General features: G+C 70.9%; 2 protein-coding genes. Both read right to left on the bottom strand.

Annotated elements, in window-relative coordinates; translation table 11 throughout:
• Positions 1–1,077: beta-ketoacyl synthase N-terminal-like domain-containing protein (locus tag ACWGJO_RS41340; RefSeq protein WP_452190930.1), on the bottom strand; the 1,077-nt coding region annotated here is incomplete at its 3' end.
• Positions 1,077–3,107: KR domain-containing protein (locus ACWGJO_RS41345; protein ID WP_452190931.1), on the bottom strand; the 2,031-nt coding region annotated here is incomplete at its 5' end. The genes ACWGJO_RS41345 and ACWGJO_RS41340, both read right to left, overlap by 1 nt.

Here is a 3,107-nt window from a genome sequence, read left to right on the forward strand (position 1 = left end):
GGCGGCGTCGAGGTGGCCGATGTTGCCCTTGACCGAGCCGAGGGCCCAGGACCCGGTGTCGCCGAACGCCCGTGACAACGCCTGCACCTCGATCGAGTCACCGATCACGGTGCCGCTGCCGTGCGCCTCGACGTAGTCGATGTCCTCGGGGTCGACCTCCGCGATGGCCAGCGCCTCCGTGATCACCTCGGCCTGACCACCGACGGTCGGTGCCGTGAAACTCGCCTTGACCCCGCCGTCGTTGTTGATCGCCGAGCCCCTGATCACGGCGTGGACGGTGTCGCCGTCGGCCAGCGCGTCCTCCAACCGCTTCAGCGCCACCACGCCGACACCGTTGCCGAAGACCGTGCCCCGGGCGTCCGCGTCGAACGGGCGGACGTGCCCGTCCGGGGAGAGGAAGGCCCCCTCCTGGTACGGGTAGCCGGTGTTCTCCTGCACCTTGTAGGAGACCGCACCCGAAAGGGCCATGTCGCACTCGTAGTTGAGCAGACTCTGGCAGGCGGAGTGCAGCGCCACCAGCGAGCTGGAGCAGGCAGTCTGGACCGGGAAGCTCGGCCCCCGCAGGTCGAGCTTGTACGACACCCGGCTGGTCAGGAAGGCGAGTTCGAAGCCCAGGCCGACGTTCTCGCCCTTGATCGCCTCGCCCTGCTCCAGGTTGCCGAGGATGTTCCCGAGGTAGGCGGTGGTGCTGGCGCCGCCGAAGACACCGGTTCTGCCCTCGTACCGGGCGGCGTCGTAGCCGGCGTGCTCCAGCGCCGCCCACGCCGTCTCCAGGAAGAGCCGGTGCTGCGGGTCCATGATCTTCGCCTCGCGGGCGGTGTACCCGAAGAACTCCGCGTCGAACAGGCTGATGCCCTCGAACCTGGGTGCGGCCTTGACGTAGTCGGGCCGGCCGAAGACCTCGGGCGGCACCCCGGCCGCCGTCAGCTCCTCGTCGGTCAGGGCAACGATCGACTCGACGCCGTCGCGCAGGTTCGACCAGAACTCGGTCAGGTCCCCCGCGCCGGGGAAGCGTCCCGCCATCCCGATGATCGCGACGCCGTTCCGTTCCGGGAGATCCGTGAACTCATTGGTCATCATTCGCCCCTTGCCGTCCGACGCCGTTGCTGCTGCTGACGCCGGCGCTGCTGCATCTTTTCTCTGCGTTCCTCAAGTGCCTTGAGGTAGTTGCCCGTTGCCTGCTGAACGGGCTGCTCGGCCAGGCCGGCCAGGTGCGCCGCCGTCAACCCCTCGTACAGGTCACCGAGGGCGAGCTTCGTGCCCAGCCGGGCGTTGATGGTGCTCATCAGCTGGATCGCGATCAGGGAGTTGCCGCCCAGATCGAAGAAACTGTCCTGGATGCCGACCGTCCCGATGCCCAGCAGCTCCTGCCAGAGCTCGCAGATCGCGCGCTCGGTGTCGCTGCGCGGTGCCACGAACTCGGTGAGGATGTCCGGGCGTTCGTGCGCGGCGCCACGGGGCGCCACGGTGTCGCCCTGCTCCAGCGAGAAGGCGTTCTCGAACAGCGCCGAGAGCTCGGCGGGCGACACGATGATCTGCGACTCCGAGACGCCGGCCAGGATCGTGTCGAGGGCCCACAGCCCTTCGGCAGGCGACATGGCACGCTCGTCCACCTGCTCGATGCCGGAAGGCGCGGCGGTACCGACCGCCATGCCGATCTCCCGCCACGGACCCCAGTCGATCGAGATCACCCGCCGGGTGCGCCCCCGGTCCTGGGCGAAGGCGTCGAGGAAGCAGTTGGCGGCGCAGTAGTCGACCTGGCCGACACTGCCGATGTTCGCACCGTTCGAGCCGAACAGGACCAGGAAGTCCAGCTCCTGGTCCGCCAGCACCTCCTCCAGCACCAGGGTGCCGTGCACCTTCGGGAGCAGGACCTCGGCGGCCGCCTGGAGGTCCTTGAGCTGGATCAGGCCGCCACCGGTGACGCCCGCCGTGTGGAAGGCGCCGTGGATGGCCCCCCACCGCTGGGTGGTCCGCCGGACGGCCTCGCTCATCGCCGCCCGGTCGCTCACGTCGGCCTGGAACACCAGGAGCTCCGCACCTGCGTCCCGCAGGCGGACCAACTCCCGTACGGTGTCGGCGAGTCGGCCCTTGCCCGGGTTGCCGGCGAGCCAGGGGTCCCACTCCGCGGCGTCGGGCAGCCGGGTGCGCGCGGTGAGCGCGATCCTTGCCCCCGCTGCCGCGAGGTGCCCGGCCAGGGCCAGGCCCAGGCCGCCGGTGCCGCCGGTGACCAGGTAGACACCGTCCTTGCGCACCACCGGCGACTCGTCGCGTCGGGGCAGCGGCCGCGGCAGGTAGTGCTGGGACCAGCGGTGCCCCCCTCGGTGCGCCACCGTCTCCGTGCCGGGTTCCGGTGCTGCTGCCAACTCGGCCATCAGCTTCCCCAGTTGGGCATGGGTGGGTGCTTCCTGGCAGTCGAGGTCGACGCTGCGGCAGGTGGTGCCCGGCAGCTCGCGGGGCAGCACGCGGCACGGGCCCAGCAGGGTGGCCTTCAGCGGCGACAGCGGCTCGGCGCCGGTGACGTCGTGCAGGCCGTTGCTGAGCACCCAGATCCGGCGCGGCTCGCCGTCCGGGTGCTGGACGAGGGCCTGAGCGAGGCGGATCAGACTCTCGAAACCGTGCTGGAGGCTGCCCTCCTCACCCGGCGCGGTGACGCTCCAGCCGTGGACGATATGGGTGGGCACACCGGCAGGGCCGTTCCGCAGGGCGCCGATCAGCCGCTCGTAGTCGGAGCTGTCGGCCGGGTCGATGGCGTAGTGGCCGTCTCCCCGGTCGGACCAGGTGTCGGCCGCCGCCACCACGGTGACGGTGGCACCGGCGGCCCGCAGCTGCTCGGTCACCGCCTCGCCCACACCCAGGCCGTCGGCGAAGACCAGCCAGTGCCGGGTGCGGTCCGGCTGCTCCCCGGCCGGGAGAGGCGCCCGCTGCCAGGACGGGGCGTAGAACCACTGCGTGATGTCGTCGCGGCGCGCCGCGGCACGACCGGTGGCCTGGGCCGTCGTGGCCTGTCGGTCGAGCCAGTAGTGCTTGTGTTGGAAGGGGTAGGTGGGGAGGGGGATGCGGCGGCGTGGTTGGTGGGAGTGGTAGGTGGTCCAGTCGGGTGTGGT

The sequence above is a fragment of the Kitasatospora sp. NPDC054795 genome, assembly GCF_053611565.1.